Raw genomic sequence first — 215 nt, forward strand, 5'->3', positions numbered from 1 at the left:
TTTGCGTAATCTGCTCCTGTATGTCCAATCGGCTGTCCGTGTAATTCACAGTAACCCTCAAACATACTGCCATCTGCTGCTACACAACCTTTACCCATTATCGTTTTTCCTATAATTAAGGTTGGCTTTTCTGTTTCGTTATTTGCATTGGTTAATGCTTGTCTTATTTCATCGTGATTGTGTCCATCAATAGTCACAACTTTCCAGCCCCATGC

At 40.9% G+C, this 215-nt stretch carries 1 pseudogene; it reads right to left on the bottom strand.

Annotation, left to right across the window (positions count from 1 at the left end):
• Positions 1 to 215, bottom strand: a pseudogene (locus Q0842_RS16305) (transketolase); the annotation flags it as partial.

Origin of the sequence: uncultured Algibacter sp. (assembly GCF_947495675.1) — a bacterium.
GTDB lineage: Bacteria > Bacteroidota > Bacteroidia > Flavobacteriales > Flavobacteriaceae > Algibacter_B.